Origin of the sequence: Mycobacterium saskatchewanense, from assembly GCF_010729105.1 — a bacterium.
Lineage (GTDB): Bacteria > Actinomycetota > Actinomycetes > Mycobacteriales > Mycobacteriaceae > Mycobacterium > Mycobacterium saskatchewanense.
In genome coordinates this window covers 3,372,539-3,387,325 of record NZ_AP022573.1, presented here as the reverse complement: position 1 = coordinate 3,387,325, position 14,787 = coordinate 3,372,539, and the positions used below count along the sequence as shown (strand labels likewise).

18 protein-coding genes and 3 tRNA genes are annotated in these 14,787 nt (G+C 68.3%); 7 read left to right on the top strand and 14 right to left on the bottom strand.

What is annotated here, in order from left to right:
- Positions 1-5 precede the first annotated feature (5 nt).
- Together G6N56_RS16015 and G6N56_RS16010 are read right to left on the bottom strand one after the other, a co-directional pair.
- Positions 6-458: a bacterial proteasome activator family protein gene (locus tag G6N56_RS16015; protein WP_408632706.1), complete on the bottom strand. Its 453-nt coding sequence runs from the start codon at positions 456-458 to the stop codon at positions 6-8.
- A 92-nt stretch (positions 459-550) separates the two neighbouring features.
- Positions 551-2,521, bottom strand: a complete 1,971-nt coding sequence (locus tag G6N56_RS16010; protein WP_085258345.1) for a DUF6541 family protein — start codon at positions 2,519-2,521, stop codon at positions 551-553.
- A gap of 119 nt (positions 2,522-2,640) precedes the next feature.
- Between G6N56_RS16010 and G6N56_RS16005 the strand changes: the two genes are divergently transcribed.
- Positions 2,641-3,837, top strand: a complete 1,197-nt coding sequence (locus G6N56_RS16005) for a cysteine desulfurase-like protein (RefSeq protein WP_085258344.1) — start codon at positions 2,641-2,643, stop codon at positions 3,835-3,837.
- A 104-nt stretch (positions 3,838-3,941) separates the two neighbouring features.
- Here the strand turns inward: G6N56_RS16005 and G6N56_RS16000 are convergent, their stop codons facing one another.
- Complete coding sequence (locus tag G6N56_RS16000; RefSeq protein ID WP_085258343.1) at positions 3,942-4,910, bottom strand: NAD(P)H-quinone oxidoreductase; 969 nt, start codon at positions 4,908-4,910, stop codon at positions 3,942-3,944.
- A 35-nt stretch (positions 4,911-4,945) separates the two neighbouring features.
- Here G6N56_RS16000 and G6N56_RS15995 point away from each other — a divergent pair.
- A tRNA-Ser gene (locus G6N56_RS15995) sits at positions 4,946-5,032 on the top strand.
- A 5-nt stretch (positions 5,033-5,037) separates the two neighbouring features.
- Here G6N56_RS15995 and G6N56_RS15990 read toward each other — a convergent pair.
- The 4 genes from G6N56_RS15990 to G6N56_RS15975 all read right to left on the bottom strand — a co-directional run bounded on the left by G6N56_RS15990 (position 5,038) and on the right by G6N56_RS15975 (position 8,556).
- Positions 5,038-6,156 carry an Rv2629 family ribosome hibernation factor gene (locus tag G6N56_RS15990; protein ID WP_085258342.1) on the bottom strand — a complete coding sequence of 373 codons (1,119 nt, stop codon included), beginning with the start codon at positions 6,154-6,156 and terminating at the stop codon, positions 5,038-5,040.
- A 90-nt stretch (positions 6,157-6,246) separates the two neighbouring features.
- Positions 6,247-6,438, bottom strand: a complete 192-nt coding sequence (locus tag G6N56_RS15985; RefSeq protein ID WP_085258341.1) for a hypothetical protein — start codon at positions 6,436-6,438, stop codon at positions 6,247-6,249.
- A 28-nt stretch (positions 6,439-6,466) separates the two neighbouring features.
- Positions 6,467-7,702, bottom strand: coding sequence for a lipase LipE (lipE, locus tag G6N56_RS15980; RefSeq protein WP_085258340.1), 1,236 nt, complete (start codon positions 7,700-7,702; stop codon positions 6,467-6,469).
- A gap of 29 nt (positions 7,703-7,731) precedes the next feature.
- A complete protein-coding gene (locus G6N56_RS15975; protein ID WP_085258339.1) occupies positions 7,732-8,556 on the bottom strand; it encodes a crotonase/enoyl-CoA hydratase family protein in 825 nt (274 codons plus the stop codon).
- Positions 8,557-8,579: 23 nt separating this feature from the next.
- On the opposite strand from G6N56_RS15975, the gene G6N56_RS15970 reads away from it, so the two are divergent.
- Positions 8,580-9,164 carry a TIGR03086 family metal-binding protein gene (locus G6N56_RS15970; RefSeq protein ID WP_180150344.1) on the top strand — a complete coding sequence of 195 codons (585 nt, stop codon included), beginning with the start codon at positions 8,580-8,582 and terminating at the stop codon, positions 9,162-9,164.
- An 86-nt stretch (positions 9,165-9,250) separates the two neighbouring features.
- On the opposite strand, the gene G6N56_RS15965 is transcribed toward G6N56_RS15970, so the two are convergent.
- Positions 9,251-9,712 (bottom strand): DUF4334 domain-containing protein, encoded by a 462-nt coding sequence (locus G6N56_RS15965; protein ID WP_085258337.1) that lies wholly within the window; start codon positions 9,710-9,712, stop codon positions 9,251-9,253.
- On the bottom strand, positions 9,709-10,779 hold the full coding sequence (locus G6N56_RS15960) for an aromatic amino acid aminotransferase (RefSeq protein ID WP_085258336.1): 1,071 nt from the start codon (positions 10,777-10,779) through the stop codon (positions 9,709-9,711). The genes G6N56_RS15965 and G6N56_RS15960 overlap by 4 nt, the downstream gene beginning before the upstream one ends.
- A gap of 87 nt (positions 10,780-10,866) precedes the next feature.
- On the opposite strand from G6N56_RS15960, the gene G6N56_RS15955 reads away from it, so the two are divergent.
- From G6N56_RS15955 to G6N56_RS15945, 3 genes are all read left to right on the top strand, one after another.
- Positions 10,867-10,955 (top strand) — tRNA-Ser (locus G6N56_RS15955).
- Positions 10,956-10,989: 34 nt separating this feature from the next.
- Positions 10,990-11,062: transfer RNA gene (locus G6N56_RS15950), tRNA-Arg, on the top strand.
- 494 nt (positions 11,063-11,556) lie between these two features.
- On the top strand, positions 11,557-12,018 hold the full coding sequence (locus tag G6N56_RS15945; RefSeq protein WP_085258335.1) for a nitroreductase family deazaflavin-dependent oxidoreductase: 462 nt from the start codon (positions 11,557-11,559) through the stop codon (positions 12,016-12,018).
- Between the two features lie 159 nt (positions 12,019-12,177).
- Here G6N56_RS15945 and G6N56_RS28435 read toward each other — a convergent pair whose 3' ends face one another.
- Both G6N56_RS28435 and G6N56_RS15940 read right to left on the bottom strand, forming a co-directional pair.
- The gene (locus G6N56_RS28435) at positions 12,178-12,339 is read right to left on the bottom strand and encodes a hypothetical protein (RefSeq protein ID WP_169717557.1); all 162 of its coding nucleotides are present in this window, start codon (positions 12,337-12,339) and stop codon (positions 12,178-12,180) included.
- Between the two features lie 74 nt (positions 12,340-12,413).
- Entirely contained in the window at positions 12,414-12,752 is a 339-nt protein-coding gene (locus G6N56_RS15940) for a DUF732 domain-containing protein (RefSeq protein ID WP_085258334.1), read from the bottom strand.
- A gap of 148 nt (positions 12,753-12,900) precedes the next feature.
- Between G6N56_RS15940 and G6N56_RS28430 the strand changes: the two genes are divergently transcribed.
- Positions 12,901-13,044, top strand: a complete 144-nt coding sequence (locus G6N56_RS28430) for a hypothetical protein (protein ID WP_169717556.1) — start codon at positions 12,901-12,903, stop codon at positions 13,042-13,044.
- A 41-nt stretch (positions 13,045-13,085) separates the two neighbouring features.
- On the opposite strand, the gene G6N56_RS15935 is transcribed toward G6N56_RS28430, so the two are convergent.
- From G6N56_RS15935 to G6N56_RS15925, 3 genes are read right to left on the bottom strand one after another with little or no spacing between them, the layout of a single operon-like run.
- Positions 13,086-13,628, bottom strand: coding sequence for a GNAT family N-acetyltransferase (locus tag G6N56_RS15935; protein ID WP_180150342.1), 543 nt, complete (start codon positions 13,626-13,628; stop codon positions 13,086-13,088).
- Entirely contained in the window at positions 13,613-14,233 is a 621-nt protein-coding gene (locus G6N56_RS15930) for an Rv1289 family protein (RefSeq protein WP_085258333.1), read from the bottom strand. The genes G6N56_RS15935 and G6N56_RS15930 overlap by 16 nt, the downstream gene beginning before the upstream one ends.
- Before the next feature lie 29 nt (positions 14,234-14,262).
- A complete protein-coding gene (locus tag G6N56_RS15925; RefSeq protein ID WP_085258332.1) occupies positions 14,263-14,760 on the bottom strand; it encodes a hypothetical protein in 498 nt (165 codons plus the stop codon).
- Between the last annotated feature and the right edge of the window lie 27 nt (positions 14,761-14,787).

Here is a 14,787-nt window from a genome sequence, read left to right as displayed (position 1 = left end):
TCTGCTTACAGGTACTGCCCGTGACCGTGGGCGCCCTGGCCCGGCTTGCCGATTCCGGGCGGGAGCGCGCCCTGGCGCATCTGCTCCAGCTGGGCGCGCGCGGCCATCTGCTGCGCGAACAGCGCGGTTTGGATGCCGTGGAACAGGCCTTCCAACCACCCGACCAGCTGGGCCTGGGCGATGCGCAGCTCGGCGTCCGACGGCGCGGAGCCCTCGTCGAACGGCAGGGTCAGCCGTTCGAGTTCCTCACGCAGTTCCGGCGCCAGGCCTTCCTCCAGCTCACGGATGCTGGTCGCGTGGATCTCGCGCAGCCGGTTGCGGCTGGCCTCGTCGAGCGGTGCGGCGCGCACCTCCTCGAGCAGTTGCTTGATCATGGTGCCGATCCGCATGACCTTCGCCGGCTGTTCCACCAGATCGGTCAGCGAGCGTTCGTCGGAGTCGTCGTCGGCCGCCGTCATGACCCGTGGATCGATGCCACCGATGATCTCGACGCCATCGTCGCCGTCAGCTTGATCGCTGATGCTCACTTCATCACCATCCTGTTGCGGTCCTAGGGGTGGGTCGCCGGCACGTCCGAGTGCCATTCGTAGATCCGGGCCCCACCGTTGTCGTAGATCAGTGCCCACGACTTCGATTTATCCAGTGACATTAGTCCGTCGGGTGTGGCGAACCCTCGGACGTTCGGCGAGCTGGTGAGGATGTACCGGATATTGAGGGCTTTGATCGCCTCCACGACTTTAGGGTCCGAATCGCCCTTGCGCGCCGATGTCCAGAAGATATAGCGGTAGTAGCCCGGCCCGGTCTGCTGCGGGAAGTCGTAATGGGTCCACAGCGGATGCAGGTCGGCCACCGCGTACATCCAGGCGGTGCCGTCGACATTGGAGTCGCCGATCACCGTGTCGCGCGCACCCGGCAGTTTGGCCAGGTAGGCCATGGCCATGAGGTCGCGCTGGTCGATCATGACCTGGTCGTACTTGTCGCCGAACAGCACGATGTGCCGGTAGAGGTAGTGCCGCGCGGTGAGCACGGTGGTCACCACCAGCGCGACGGCCGTGGCCGCGGTCCACACCGGCGCCGGCAACGGCTTGCGCCGGTCGCTGAACCGGCGCGCCGCGGCCACCAGCAGCACAGTCGCGGTGAACAACGCGATCGCCGCCATCGGCGTCAGCAACATCGTCACCACCGCCGTCAGCCGCCGCGGGTCGTTGTAGAAGAACTGGCTGAACTTCTCGATCGCGCGGCCGGCCGGGTTGCGGAACGGCGCCGCGGAGTAAATGGTGGCCACGGTCAGCAGCAGCCAGACCGCCACCGGCCACCAGATCCTCTTGTACAGCAGCAGCGCCATGCCGGCGTAGGACAACACCACCAGGCCGTACTGGATGGGGAAGTCGTTGAGGTGGCGGGTGTGCAGCAGCAGTGTGTCGATCACCCCCTGCTTCGCGCTCTTGAAGCTGGGGAACGCGTGCCCGGCGATGATGTCGGCCTGCCGCAGCACGCCCAGGAACTGCGGCGCCAGGATCAGACCCGTCGGGACCGCGACGGCCGCCAGGGTCAGCGCGTCGGGGACGCGGCCCCGTACCGGATGCAGGAGCGCGTCGAGCAGCCACCATGCCAGCAGGAACAGGATGACGATGAACCCGCCGGTCAGGTGCACCGACAGGACGCCGACCAGCGCCAGCACGGCCGCCGGGATGCGGTCGCGGTGGCGCAGCGTCGACGCGATCAGGACGAACGTGGGGATCGCGACGCCGTACGCGGCCAGGTTGGGCATCGCCGCGACGCCGAACTCCACGTAGGGCACCGAGGTGAACGACGCCGACAGGGCCGCGGCGGTGGCCGACACGCCCGCCGTACGCCACTGGGTGCTGGTCTGCCGCACCAGAAACCAGGTGAGCGCGGCCGCGCTGGAGGGGAACAGCCAGACCGATGCGGCCAGCGAAGTGAGGGTGTAGCCGGTGGTGGGCGCCGCCCCGGTGAGCTGGCAGTAGACCGCGGTGACGGCGTGGAACACCGAGGGGTAGTACAGCGGTTGGTGGGTCTCGACGTTGCGCAGCTCGCCCATGTGGGTGGACGACGCCTGGCCGGTGTCGAGGATGTAGCGGACCTCGTTGGCGTGCCACACGGCGTCCCAGGTGCTGGGCACGGTCTGCCAGTGGGTGAGTCCGCGGTAGCCGGCCCACATGATGAGTGCGGCGCCCAGCAGCACGCCGGTGGCCACCGCGATCGCCGGCCAGCGGCCGACCCCGCGGGCTTCCGCCTCGGTGTCGCGGTAGCGCGCCAACACCAGCTGCAAACCCGTCATCGCGACGCCCACGACGGCGAGCGCGGCGAGCGCGGTCCAACCGTTCCAGGGAATTCCCAGCGCACCGTAGGGAATGATCGCCAGCGCCACCACGCCGTAGGTCAGCGCGGGGCCCACGGCAACGGCGACGGGCCAGGTCAGCTGACTGATTCGCGCGACGATCGTCCCCGGAGCGATGAGCAGAAACAATGCGATCAGCGTTCCGAACCAGAGGCCCACTCGACTAGTATGGCTGGCCGGGTGTCCTGGCTCGGGAGGCCGCGTCTGGCCGGAACGTCGGTGGCACCCGCTACCCGTCGCAATTTCGCGCAAAATGCGGAAGCTCTAAGGTGGCTGGCATGGCTTACGACGTCGCCCGGGTGCGTGGACTGCATCCGTCGCTGGGTGACGGGTGGGTCCACTTCGATGCGCCGGCGGGGATGCTCATCCCCGATTCGGTCGCGACCACCGTGTCGACGGCCTTCCGCCGGTCCGGCCCCAGCACCGTGGGCGCGCACCCGTCGGCGCAGCGCAGCGCCGCCGTCCTGGATGCGGCGCGTGCCGCGGTGGCCGACCTTTTCAACGCCGAACCGGCGGGTGTGGTGCTGGGGGCCGATCGGTCGATCCTGTTGGCGTCGCTGGCCGAGGCGTCGTCCTCGCGGGCGGGGCTGGGCTACGAGGTGGTGGTCAGCCGGCTGGACGACGAGGCGAACATCGCCCCATGGCTGCGGGCCGCGCACCGCTACGGCGCCAAGGTGAAGTGGGCCGAGATCGACATCGAGACGGGCGAGCTGCCGACGTGGCAGTGGGAGGGCCTGATCGGCAAGTCGACCAGGTTGGTCGCCGTGGGTTCTGCCTCCGCGACGCTGGGTACAGTCACCGATCTGCGCGCGATGACCAAGCTCGTGCACGACGTCGGGGGTCTCGTGGTGGTGGACCATTCCGCCGCCGCGCCGTACCGCCTGCTCGACGTCAAGGAGACCGACGCCGACGTGGTGGCGGTGAACGCCCAGGCCTGGGGTGGCCCGCCCATCGGCGCGATCGTGTTCCGCGATCCGGGCCTGCTCAACTCGTTCAGCTCGATCTCGACCGATCCCCACGCCACCGGTCCGGCGCGGCTCGAGCTCGGCGCTCACCAGTACGGTCTGCTCGGGGGCGTGGTCGCCAGCATCGAGTACCTTGCCGCGCTCGACGAGTCCGCCCGCGGCAGCCGGCGCGAACGCCTGTCGGTGTCGATGCAGTCCGCTTCCGTCTACCTGAACCGGATCTTCGACTACCTGATGGCGTCGCTGCGGTCCCTGCCGCTGGTGATGGTGATCGGCCGCCCGGAGGTGCGGATACCGGTGGTCAGCTTTGCCCTGCACGAGGTGCCCGCCGAGCGGGTGGTGCAGCGCCTGGCGGACAACGGGATCCTGGCCGTCTCCAATAAGGGGTCGCGGGCGCTCGAGGTGCTGGGCGTCAACGACATCGGCGGCGCGGTCACCGTCGGACTGGCGCACTACTCGACGATGGCCGAGGTCGACCAGTTGGTCCGCGCGCTCGCCTCGCTGGGCTGAGCGCCGATCCGCCGGCTCGGGATCCGCTCTCGGATCCGCGAGCGTAACCCCACGGCGAAAATCGGGGCCGGAAATCGCAACCTCGTTACGGTCGCGAGCGAAAGCTAGACCGTGAGCACGATCTTTCCGGTCACCTTGCTCGACGTGAGCCGCTCGTGCGCTTCTCCCGCCTGTTGGATCGGCAGGCGCGCGCCGATGATCGGGCGCACCCGCCCCTCGGCGATCATCGGCCACACCGACGCAACGACCGCCTGCACGATCTCGGTCTTGCTGTTCGGCCCGGTCATCGGCCGGGCGCGCAGCGTGGTGCCGATGATGTGGGCCCGCTTGCCGAGAAGCTTGCCGATGTTGAGCTCGCCCTTGATGCCGCCCTGCATGCCGATGATCACGAGCTGCCCGTCGGCGGCCAGGGCGTCGATATTGCGGTCCAGGTAGGCCGCGCCCATGATGTCGAGGATCACGTCGGCGCCGCCCTCCGCGCGCAGCCGCTCGACGAAGTCTTCCTCGCGATAGTTGATGGTGATCTCCGCACCGAGCTCCCGGCAGAACTCGAGCTTCTCCGCCGATCCCGCGGTGACGGCCACGCGGGCGCCCAGCGCGCGCGCCACCTGGATCGCGTGACTCCCGATTCCGCTCGCCCCGCCGTGCAGTAAGAGCAGTTGACCCTTGTCGAGATGGGCGGTCAGCACCAGGTTCGACCAGACCGTGCACGCCACCTCGGGCAGGCCGGCGGCGTCGACGAGGTCGACCCCGTCGGGGACCGGCATCACCTGACCCGCGGGAACGGCGACGTACTCGGCGTATCCACCGCCGGCGAGCAGCGCGCAAACCTCTTGTCCGGCAGACCAATCGTCGACACCCGGTCCGATGTCGGCGACGACACCGGACACCTCCATTCCGATGATGTCGCTGGCGCCCGGCGGCGGCGGATACTTGCCCGCGGCCTGCAGCAGGTCGGCGCGGTTCACCCCGGCGGCGGTGACTTTGATCAGTACCTCACCGGCTCCGGCGGTCGCGTCGGGCACTTCCTGCCAGAGAAGTCGGTCGGAGGATTCGGCGACGATGGCACGCATGCTCGCCACGCTACTAGCCCGTTACCCTTGCAAGCGGTGGCGTGGCAGAGCGGCCTAATGCACTCGCCTTGAAAGCGAGAGACGGCTAACACCGTCCGGGGGTTCAAATCCCTCCGCCACCGCGGAATCAGCCCACCGGCGCGTGCAGCGTCGGCGCGTACCGCAGCACCGCGCCAACTCCGTCGGCCGGGGCGACCCGTTCGTCGGTGCGCACCAGCGCCGCCCCGATGGCCACGGCGAACATCGGCAGCGCCTCGTCGGCCCTCAGCGTCTTGGCGGGCGCGGCGCCCTGCTCGGAGAGCACGTTCTCGTTGGGGGCCACCGTCGTCATGCCCTCGTCGGCGACGACGGTCGCGTCGCCGAGCTCGCCGATGATCAGCGTCTCCACCGCTCCCTGACGCAGTGCGGAGCAGACCGCGTCGAGCCCCTCGGCGGCCAAACCGGATTCCCGTCCGATCTCGGCCGTGAACTTCTGCGCGGCGTCGTCGATGGCCCGCAGCTGGCGTTTGAGGAACTCTGCCTCGATGGCCTGCTCGATCTCGCCAAAATCGTGACCGCTGTGTCGCGCACCGACTTCCAGTGCCACCGCGCGGTCGTGCAACCGTTCGGGCAACGTCGACAGGAAATCGGAGCGCGACCGCACCTCGCCTACCACGAAGATCAACTCGATGCCTTTGTCATCGACCAGCTCGCCGACCCGGTCGGCGACCGCGCGGAGGTTCTTGCGGGCCGCCTCGTCGGTGCGCAGCTGCGGGTCGCCGTACCCGGCGGTCTCGGCCCCCGCCGCGTGGTGCACGGGGAAGCCGCCGCCGTCGACGGTTTCCGAGTACAGCCTGCCGTTGATGTGGGTGGTGAGGTCGGCGCCGCTGTGGTCGACGACCACCAGCACGTAGTCCGGGTGATCGAAGCTCTGCTCGAGAATCGGCACCAGATAAGGCAGTTCGGACACGCGGACTATTCCGGTGGCCGCGGCCCGGGCCAGGTGCTCGTTGATCAGCACGCCGTCGGCGCCCGCGATCACCGCGCGGCCGCTGCGGCCGACCGGCGGCCGCAGGTTCATGATCGCGTCGCCGATGTCCTCGATCACCGCCTGGTCGGCGCCCAGCTTTTCCAGTTCGTTCTCCGCGGCCCGCCACTTGAGCTCGAGTTGCGCCTCGGCGTCGTGGGTGTCGTGCGAGTCGTCGAAGTAGACCGACGCGAAAGGCCCGCGGGCGTCCAACAGCTTGCGAAAGCGTTCAGAATCCATGCCTAACTGGTTGCCCGGGCCGCCGGGGCACAAACCTTGTCCGGATGTGGCGACCCGCTTCGCCCGGCTTCACAGCGCCTGCGATCGCCACTAGTAGCTGCGATCGCCTTCGCTGTTGTCGAAGTAGCGCCATTCGCCGTTCTCCTCGACCTCCATGCGCCAACCGAGTTCGGTGCCCGGCACCGCGCTGTCGGCGAAGTAGGCGTGCGCCTTGTCGGCGCTTTCGATGTCTTTCGTCTCGACGACGTCACCGTTGGGGTTGAGCACTCGGTAGGTAGCCATGACCGCAGTGTTCCCCGCGTGGCGACCGTTAACCGGTCGGAATTTGCGCGGCGATCGTGTCCATCAGTGCGGTGTAGCGCTTGACCTCGGGATCGCGGCCCGGCTTGCCGCTGCTGATCACCCCGGCGGCCAGGCGGCGCTCCGGGTCGGCCCAGATCGCGATGTTGGCCAGTCCGAGGTTGCCGAACGCCTCGGCCGCGTTTCGTCCGAACGGTCCCCAGCGTTTGGTGCCCAGCATGTATCCGGTGCCCCAGCGGGCCGGCTGCAGCCCCACGGCGAAATCGGGCCGCAGCCGCCGGGATTCGGCCACCGCGCCGCGCATCGTCTCGGGCCGCAGCACCTGCACACCGTCGAGTTCGCCACCGCGGCGCCATATTTCGGCGAACCGCGACAGCTCGTTCGCCGTCGAGATGGTGTTCGAGGACGGGACGATGGTGGTGAGGAACATCGGGGTGTTGGTATACGGGATGATCTCGTGCACGGTGCCGCCGATGGCCTTGCGGAAGATTTGGGCGATGGGGGTCGGCAACGGACGGCCGGTGGCGTGACTGGGTGCGACCAACGCGACGTCCTTCTTGTCGACGCCGAAGTTCGTCCATCGGAAACCCAGCGGGTCGAGAACCTCGGTGGCGAGGATCTCGCGGATCTCCTTGCCGGTGGCCGCATAGACGATTTCGCGCATCAGCGGTCCCCAGGTCAGCGCGTGGTAGATGTGCACCAGGCCGGGGCGGTACAGGGGTCGCAGCTCCCCGAGCTTCTGCTGCGCGTAGTCGTGGTCGTCGGCGCGCGCGACGTCCGGCCGGGGCCCGGTGGGGAAGGGCACCCCCGCGCTGTGGGTCAGCACGTGCCGGATCGTGGTGCGGTGCTTGCCGTGGCTGGTGTAGCTGGGGATGTACTCGCAGACGCGGTCGTCCAGGGAGAAGACCCCGCGGTCGACCAGCATGTGTACGACGGTCGCCGTGATGCCCTTGGCCGCCGAGTACACGCAGAAGGGCGTGTCGGTGGTGGCGAGGGTCTTGTCGGCGTCCGGGGGGTCGGTGGGGGCGTTACCCCAGCCGTGGCCGATGGCGCGGTTGAGCACGACGCGTCCGTGCTGCCGGATGCACAGCTGGATGGCGGGATGGAACCCGGCCTGATACCAGTGGCGGGCGGCCTGCCAGATGCGCTCGACCGCAGCGCTGCCGACGCCGGAGTGGTCCTCGTCGCCGATGGTCGTCACGGCGTCCAGGTCGGACGGGACGCGGATTCTGCCGTCGGGGGTCATGTCAGCCACCCCAGCGAGGGTACGTGCCCCTAGTCGCCGGTGAACTGCGGCGGGCGCTTGGCGAACGCCGCCGAAATCCCCTCGGTCAGGTCCTTCGACGGCAGAAACGCCGCGTTCCAGGCGGCGACGTAGCGCAGGCTCTCCGACACCGCCGAGATGCGTTGCTGGTCGAGAACATCCTTGATGCCGTGCACGGTCAGGGGCGGGTTGGCGGCGATCTCGGCGGCGGTGGCGTGGGCCGCGGCCAGGGTGGCCTCGGCGTCGTCGTACACGTCGTTGACCAGGCCGATCTTCTCGGCCCGGCGCGCGTCGATGTCCTTACCGGTCAGGGCGAGCTCCCGCAGGTGGCCGTCGCCCAGGATCAGCGGCAGGCGGGCGAGGCTGCCGACGTCGGCGACGATCGCGAGCTTGACCTCACGTACGGAGAACTTCGCGTCGGCGCTGGCGTAGCGGATGTCGACCGCGGAGATCAGGTCGACGCCGCCGCCGATGCACCAGCCGTGCACCGACGCGATGGTCGGCGTGCGGCAGTCGGCGATGGCGGTGATCGCGTTCTGCATGCGCTTGATCTCGGCGTGGAACTCCGCGCGCGGGCGGGCCAGCGCGTCGCCACCCAGCAGTGGCGCGAAGGCGCCACCCATGGCGGGCACGTCGAGGCCGTAGCTGAAGTTCTTGCCCGAACCCGTGATCACGATCGCCCGCACATCGCGGTCGGCGTCCAGCGCCGCGAACACCTCCGGCATCTCGGACCAGAACGCGGGCCCCATCGCGTTGCCCTTGCCCGGCCCGACCAGCGTCACCTGGGCGACCTGGTCTTTGGTCTCCACTGTGACGGATTCGTATGTATCGCCCATATCGAGACCGTAGCGTGGCGAATATGGCTCCCGATCTGCGACCCGGCCCTCATTCCCCACCGACCGACGAGCTACACGCCGCCGAGGACACGTTGGGGATCCTGCAGCGCGTGCTGCACCCCGTCGCCGCCGACGACTTGTCCAAGCAGACCCCGTGCACCGAGTTCGACGTGGAGCAGCTCACCGCGCACCTATTGAAGTCTATTTCCGGGCTGGGTGGCATGGTTGGCGCGGAGATCCCCGAGCGGGACGAGAACGAATCGGTGGAACGGCAGGTCGTCGCCGCGGCCCGGCCGGTGTTGGACGCGTGGCACCGCCGCGGCCTGGATGGCTCGGTGCCGTTCGGCAAGGGCGAGATGCCCGCCAAGAATGCGTGCGCCATCCTGTCGGTCGAATTCCTGGTGCACGCCTGGGATTACGCGGCGGCCGTGGGCCACGAGCTCGAGGCCCCCGAACCGCTGTCGGAATACGTGCTAGGCCTCGCCCGCCAGGTGATCAGGCCGGAAATCCGCGCCGGCGCCGGTTTCGACGACCCGGTCGACGTGTCCGAGGACGCCGGCGCCCTGGAGCAGCTGGTCGCCTTCACGGGCCGCAACCCGGCCCGGTAGCTGCGCCACCGTGGGTCGCCGCTCGAGTGTGCCGCTGCCGTCACGCTCGGCCGCGAACGCGACCGTGGCGTCACGTTCGGGCGAGTTCAGACCCGCTCGAGGTAGAAGTAGTAGTACCGGCCGTTATCCCGCACGCCCTTGCCGTTCATGATGCCCATGACGGCGTCGTCGTCGACCTTCTTGAAGTGGTCGTGCACGGGCTGGCCGTCGTAGACCATCGTGGCGGTGACTTCGCCGCGGAAGTCCTCCAGCCACAGACTGGCCTCACCCTTGCCCATCTCCACGTTCGAGAACTTGTTGCCCTCGGCGTCCAGGCAGACCAGCGGCTGCGCATCGCGGGCGGACTTGAAGGTCTTGCCGAACCAGCCGACCTTCTCCAGCTGTCCGTTCATCCGGTGGCCGGTGCGGAACTCGCCACCCTTCCACTCGCCGATCATCTCGTCGATGGTCGCCGGTTCCAGCGAGGACCAGAAGTCGTCGAGCTCGCCATCCGCGATCTCGCCGTCGCGCTCCTTGAATTCCGTGAACTTCTTGCGGGCCAGGGTCACGGGTTGCTCCTTCGGGAGATCCAGTCGCAGGCGAATTGCAGCAGGGCGTCGTTCTCGTGCGGCGCGCCGACGGTGACCCGCACCCCGTCGGGGGCGAACGGCCGCACCACGACGCGCGCCTCCGCGGCCCGCTGCACGAAATCCATCGTGCGAGCCCCCAGCGGCAACCACACGAAGTTCGCCTGGGTTGGCGGCAGCGCGTAGCCGGCGTCGCTTAGGGCCGCGACGACGCGGGCGCGCTCGGCGACCAGGGCGTCCGTGCGCGCCAGGAGTTCGTCGGCGGCGTCCAGCGACGCGATGGCCGCCGCCTGGGAGACGCTCGTCACCGAGAACGGCACGTAGACCTTGTCGAGCGCGGTGACGAGGTCGGCGTGCCCGACCGCATAGCCGACCCGCAGTCCCGCCAGCCCGTAGGCCTTCGAAAAGGTGCGCAGCACCACGACATTGCTGTGGGTGCGGGCCAGCCCCAAACTGTCGGGCCGCATGCCGTCGCGGATGTACTCGACGTAGGCCTCGTCGATCGCGACCAGGATGTGCGACGGCACGGCCTCGACGAAGCGGGCCAGCGCCCCGGGATCGACGACGGTGGAGGTCGGATTGTTGGGGTTGCACACGAAGATCAGCCGGGTGCGGTCGGTGATCGCGGCGAACATCGCGTCGAGGTCGTAGGTGTGATCGGTGAGCGGAACCTTGACGGGAGTCGCGCCGGCGGTCTGGACCTGCGGCGGGTACAGCTCGAAGCTGTGCCAACCCATGATCACCTCGTCACCGACTGAGGCGGTGATCTGGACGAGCTGCTGGCACAGGCTGACCGAGCCGCAGCCCACGGCGACATGTTCGGGCCCGAAATCGTGGCCCAGGTGGCCCGCCAGCGCCGCTTTGACCTGGACGCAGCCGTTGTCGGGGTAGCGGTTGATCTCGTCGGTGGCCTTTTCGATGGCGGCGCGGACACTGGGCAACGGCCCGAACACCGTCTCGTTGCTGGCCAGTTTGATCGAGCCCGGCACCGTCTTGCCGGGGACATAGACCGGCAGCCCCTGCAGTTCGGGGCGTAGGCGGGCGGTCACTTCGACAGCATATGTCGGCGCTGTGTACGCTGACCCTCCGGCGGTTTCGGGAGACCGGGAAGGGGTCGGGTACCCTCAAAGGCCGATGGAGGCGTGCCAGAGCGGCCGAATGGGGCTCACTGCTAATGAGTTGTCCCCCTCAAAGGGGACCGGAGGTTCAAATCCTCTCGCCTCCGCTGGGTTCCTTTCGGGGAACACAATTGAACACAGGCGCCCGTAGCTCAACGGATAGAGCATCTGACTACGGATCAGAAGGTTAGGGGTTCGAATCCCTTCGGGCGCGCTTCCGTTTTCTGTGGTCAGCCGTCCGCCGGACGGCGTGTGGTGACTCGAGGGTGACCCGGTTTTTGGTGAGGCCGCAGCGGGTCAACGGCGAACTCGGCGCCCCAGTCGCTTCAATGGTCGGCTGGATGAACGTCCCCCGTTCGACCCCCGCATTGGAATCGGGGCCGCACCGTACCTGCCGGCGGCGCGCAGATGGCCAGCGTACGAGGCCAGGGTGGTTCCTTCGAGGGCAGTCGGCCCCAGCCGGATGATGCTCCTGGGCGCGCCGAGGCAAGCGCTGTACGCCAGCGCGCAAGCAATCGCACGAGGCCCCGCCCATAGTGGTTCTAAGCCACGAGCGCCGTCGGCGCCAGGTGCCCGTGACAAATGGTGTCGAAGGCTGGTGACTTGTGGCCGCTCACACGGCCGATGGCGGATTCGCCTCGAATTGTTGGGCCGCTCAGCGAGTTGCAACGATCAATGCCGCGTTCCCGACGTGAAAGGGGTTGTCTTATGCAGGAGTTTGATGAGGAGTTATTCCGCACCGATACGGCCGCTCTGAAGGTATTCAACGACCAGATCATCGAAGAATTTCGTGCCAGCGACGGAAAAGTCGGGGGTGTCTTCGAGAATCATGGAATATTGTTACTGACGTCTACCGGGGCGAAGTCAGGGAAACCGAGGCTGACCCCTCTCGCATACTTCACGATTGACGGCTCAATGGTCGTGGTGGGTTCGCGCGGCGGAGCGCCGAACCATCCTGACTGGGTGCACAACTTGCGTGCGCATCCCGTTGCGCAAGTCGAAGTGGGTGCCGAGTCGTTCGAGGTGACAGTCCGCGAGTTGCGCGGTGATCGACGTGCAGGGGTTTTCGGCGAGATCAACGCAATAGTACCGAATTTCGACGCGTATCAGGGAAAGACCACCCGGGTGATTCCCCTGTTCGAGTTGCGCCGACGAACCGCTAGCGAATAGGCGATTAGCGCGGTGCGACGGACGGAAGTCCTTCACACGCCGGCATTCACACGCCGGCAAGCGAATCAACTGCGATCGACCATAGCAGGCCTCCGCCGCGCCCTAAAAAGCCCGAGACACTCGTTCGGAACGCGCACACCACGAGATGCCGCGGCGCGGCTATTGATGATGCGGGGGCGCCTCATCGAGCAGCCGGGCTTCGTCCTGCATTTCGCGCACCAAATCTTCATCGGCGAACCGTTCCAGCTCCGCTCGCGTGACTCGGCTGCTCGGGCGGGGATTCGGCGCGGCGGGCGGTCGGGACGAGTGTTCGGTGCTCATGATGCGATTGTCTCAGCTTTTTCAAAACCGTCATGGTGGGCCGGATGCGCACTGGGGCGCAGCGTTCGCCCACCTCAGCTGTTGCTCCAGCGGCCCATCGACGGCTGCATGTCGGGGCAGAAGGTCGCGACGGCGGCGCCCATGATCAGGCCCGCCTGCGTGGGCGTGAATCCCCTGCCGATCACGGATTCGCCGACGTCGTCGAAGGCCGCGCCGCCGCGGGACTGCTGGCAGACCGAATTTCCAAGTTCGACCATCTTCCCGGGGTCGTCGTAGGGGACGTGCGCCTGATTCAACGTCTGGAGGTACGCGGCGACGGAGATGGGGTCGGGATCGGCGCGCGCGGCCGGAGTCAGCCACGCGATCGCGAAAAGTGGGGCCAGGACGGGCGCACACAGGGCCGCGCGAGTCATGTGCACTCCCGTCGAAAGGTCGACAATCCGGCAAGGGCAGCCTAACGGGGAGCCTCACTCCGGGAAGCGGTTTCGGCGGTCCACATCGTCGCCGATCATTCAGACTTCATTGGTTGTGGCCGGCCGTCGGCAGCGATAACCTGCGCCCATGACGATCACACTCAGCACGGCGGGAACATTCGGCGGTGGCGGCGCGGGCGGCGGCCGTCTCGGTGGCGGCGCGGGCGGCGGCCGTCTCGGTGGCGGTGGCGCCGGGGGGCGGTTTGGCGGCGGCGCGGGCGGCGGCCGCTAAGACATCCTCAGCTCGACCGCTGCGGCGGCACGCGCCCTGCCTCAGGTGATGGGACGCGGCGGTTCTTGCTTGGCGGCGCCGACCAGGTCGAGCTGCATCCACGCGACGTCGTGCCAGCGGTCGAGCTTCCATTCGACCCGCCGGTAGAGACCGGCATCGCGGAATCCGAACGACCGGTGGAACCCGTTGCTGGCCTCGTTCGGTTGCGTAATGCCGGCCATCGCCTGTCGATACCCTCGTTCGGCCAGACGGGGGAGCAGCCGTTCGTAGAGGTCGCGGCCCCCGCCGGTGCGGTGCCGGTCGGCCCGGACATACAGCCCGGTCTGGGCCGTCCACCTGAAGGTGGGCAGACGATTGAAAGTCTGCCCGTAGGCGAAGCCGATGACCTCATCGTCGCGTTCGAGCGCGAGCCATTCATGGGTGTCGCGGGCCGCGGCGATGCGTGCGGCCATCTCGGTGACCGTCGGGACTTCCAGTTCCCAGCTGATCGCGGTGTCCAGCACGTAGGGCCGATAGATCGCGAGGCAGGCGGCCGCGTCCTGAGGGGCAGCCGGCCGCACGCGGCTGCTCAGGCCGGCGTCCACTCGTCCCAGAATCCCGAGAAGTCAAGAGCGGCATGCGGAATGTGTGCGGTGCCGATGATCTCGCGGAAATGGTCCTGCCATCCCCACCACAGGCAGATGGGGAAGGGGTACTGGTACCAGCTGAGCTGGTATCCGTCGGGGATGGTCTCGCCCTTGTTCTCGGGTGCGAACACCGCAATCGCCAGCAGGCCGATCACCACCGACGCGGGAAGCTGGATCTTGCCGCTTCGCCACAGGTGCGCGCTTTGCGGCCGGGGACCGTGGGGGGTGAGTTCGAATCCGTTCGGCAGGTCGTCGTCGTGGCCGTGACCGCGCCGGTGGACGCCGAACAGGACGTCGGCGACGTCGGGGCGCCCGTCGGGCAGATCGGACTTGACCGCGACGGGGAAGCGGCTCTGCTCGAAGTCGATGCCGGGCGCCGCCATCATGCGAAAGATGTCCATTGCCTCACGGATCGTGAGCTTGAACCGGCTCGCTACCCCCGACTGGGGGTAGCGCTTCTTGGCGGTGGCGTCGACGGCGTTGCAGGCGTGCGCCAGCGCCGCATCCCACTGCCGCCGTTCCCAGTGATCGAGCGAGCGCCTGACGGAGTCACCGACTTCCACGGAATGGAAGGTTATCCGCCCCGGCGCCGCTACGGGCGTTGTTGGAAAGGCCGGCGCGGCGGCACGGTCACGGTCTGGGTGACCGTGCTGGTCTCGGTGCTCGGCGACACGGTCACCGTGCTCGGCTCGACCGTCGTCGCCGGGGTGTCCGTGCTCGGCGGCGGTACCGTCTCGGTGACGGTCTGAGTCGGCGCTCCGCCGCCCCCGCCACCGCCGCCGTGGTGGCGCGGCGCCTCCGTGGTGGTGGTCGTGGTGGTCACCGGTGCGGTCGTGGTGGGGGCGGTGGTCGTCGTCGCCGCGGGGCTGTGCGACGACCCGGTCGCGAGCTTGACCGCCGCGAACACCACCGCGGCGAGCACTATCGCGCCGATCGCGCCGGCCGCGACGAGCGCCGCGGGACGGCGGTACCACGGCGCAGGTCCCTGTGGCGGTCCCGGCGGCTCGGGCGCGGGGTCGTGATAACCGCCGTAGCGCGCGGCCTGGGTGGGCTCGGAGTAGTAGTCGGGTTCCTCGGGGTAGGGCGGCACGTCAGCAGATCGTAGTGGGTGGTTGCT

Coding starts and splice junctions, on each gene's coding strand:
- G6N56_RS16015 (WP_408632706.1), bottom strand. CDS start 458: ATGACGGCGGCCGACGACGACTCCGACGAACGCTCGCTGACCGATCTG.
- G6N56_RS16005 (WP_085258344.1), top strand. CDS start 2,641: ATGGCTTACGACGTCGCCCGGGTGCGTGGACTGCATCCGTCGCTGGGT.
- G6N56_RS16000 (WP_085258343.1), bottom strand. CDS start 4,910: ATGCGTGCCATCGTCGCCGAATCCTCCGACCGACTTCTCTGGCAGGAA.
- G6N56_RS15990 (WP_085258342.1), bottom strand. CDS start 6,156: ATGGATTCTGAACGCTTTCGCAAGCTGTTGGACGCCCGCGGGCCTTTC.
- G6N56_RS15985 (WP_085258341.1), bottom strand. CDS start 6,438: ATGGCTACCTACCGAGTGCTCAACCCCAACGGTGACGTCGTCGAGACG.
- lipE (WP_085258340.1), bottom strand. CDS start 7,702: ATGACCCCCGACGGCAGAATCCGCGTCCCGTCCGACCTGGACGCCGTG.
- G6N56_RS15975 (WP_085258339.1), bottom strand. CDS start 8,556: ATGGGCGATACATACGAATCCGTCACAGTGGAGACCAAAGACCAGGTC.
- G6N56_RS15970 (WP_180150344.1), top strand. CDS start 8,580: ATGGCTCCCGATCTGCGACCCGGCCCTCATTCCCCACCGACCGACGAG.
- G6N56_RS15945 (WP_085258335.1), top strand. CDS start 11,557: ATGCAGGAGTTTGATGAGGAGTTATTCCGCACCGATACGGCCGCTCTG.
- G6N56_RS28435 (WP_169717557.1), bottom strand. CDS start 12,339: ATGAGCACCGAACACTCGTCCCGACCGCCCGCCGCGCCGAATCCCCGC.
- G6N56_RS15940 (WP_085258334.1), bottom strand. CDS start 12,752: ATGACTCGCGCGGCCCTGTGTGCGCCCGTCCTGGCCCCACTTTTCGCG.
- G6N56_RS28430 (WP_169717556.1), top strand. CDS start 12,901: ATGACGATCACACTCAGCACGGCGGGAACATTCGGCGGTGGCGGCGCG.